Below are 1495 nucleotides of genomic sequence, written 5' to 3'. Positions count from 1 at the left end.
CTGGCGAGTTAACTAACTGCTGAATTAAATGCTCAAAATGAGCGGCCATCCGTATCATAGTTTCTTCACTGAACAGGGCCGTACTGTAAATCCATGACAGCTCCAGCCCTAGCTCTGACTCTGATACAAGCAAGCTAAAATCATATTTAGCATCAATGCTAGCCTGCTCTACGGGTTCCAGTTCAAGACCCGTAAGATTAATTTCCGCTGTTTCATTATTTTGTAACGTCAACATAACTTGGAACAAAGGGCTATGGCTCTGACTACGTTGCGGTTGAAGCTCTTCAATTAACTTCTCAAGTGGTACCTGCTGATGACCATAAGCATTCAGCAGCATGTCTCGACTTTGAGCCAACAACGTTTTGAAGTTAGGCTCACCAGATAAATCACTGCGCAAGACTAAAGTATTGATAAAGCAACCGATTAACTCTGCCACTTCAACCTGCTCACGGTTCGCGATAGGGGTGCCCATTACAATATCGGTTTCATGGCTGTAACGACTTAACAACACTGCAAAAGCTGCCTGCAACCCCATAAATAAACTAGCATCAAATGACTGACATAAAGCCTTTAATCTGTCCAACACATCATTCCTGATGATAGTATTTACGCTATTTCCGGCAAAACTCTGCTGGGCAGGACGCGGATAATCCAATGGAATACTATGTAATGTTGGTAAATCGTCTAGTTGCCTTTTCCAATAATCTAACTGTGTATTCAGTACATCACCCTGCAGCCATTGAAGTTGCCAGTGGGCATAATCTGCATATTGAACGGGTAAAGCTGGTAACGGGTTTTCCACTCCCGCCAGACTGGCTTCGTAAAGCGCACAAAACTCTTTGACCAATAGTGCCATTGACCAGCCATCAGCAGCAATATGATGCAAGGTAACAAACAATACATGACTTTTAGCCGCTAGTTTATATAAGCGAACACGCATCATTAAATCATGCTGCAAATCAAATGCGATGGAAGATTCCTCTTCAGCTGCAGTGCTTATAGCCAACTGTTGTTGAGTACCACTTAAACTACTTACATCCTGATAATTCAGCGGTACTTCTATACTGTCATGGATAACCTGAACTGCTTCTCCTGAACTGTCCATTTCAAAACAAGTACGTAAACTTTCATGCCGTTCAAGAATTGTATCAAGAGCATACTTTAGCGACTCTATGTTGAGCTCACCTTTAAGTTTAAGCGCCGAAGAAATATTATATTGTGCACCATTCCCCCCGATCTGGGTACCCATCCACATATTGTTTTGAGTGTATGAACAAAATAGCTTTTGGTCTCTTTCAACTTTTTGAATAACAGGGATAGTGATTTCCTTGTCTAACCTGTCCACACTGGTTGCCAATGCTTGCAAAGTAGGCGCTATAAATACGGTCTTCAAAGGCATTTCTACTTCAAATTTCCTATTTATTGCAGTGACTAATTTTGTTGCAAGTAGAGAGTGACCACCCAACTGGAAGAAGTTATCCATCACGCCAACCTG

The 1495-nt window shown here is 42.0% G+C and carries 1 protein-coding gene; it reads right to left on the bottom strand.

What is annotated here, in order from left to right; genetic code table 11:
• The coding region (locus J8L71_RS18295) for a condensation domain-containing protein (RefSeq protein WP_247655375.1) at nt 1-1483 on the bottom strand (1483 nt) is incomplete at its 3' end.
• Between the last annotated feature and the right edge of the window lie 12 nt (nt 1484-1495).

The organism is Pseudoalteromonas sp. MMG007, assembly GCF_018100985.1.
Lineage (GTDB): Bacteria > Pseudomonadota > Gammaproteobacteria > Enterobacterales > Alteromonadaceae > Pseudoalteromonas.
Note: the sequence above shows the minus strand (reverse complement) of the source record. Positions and strands in the feature narration are given on the sequence as shown.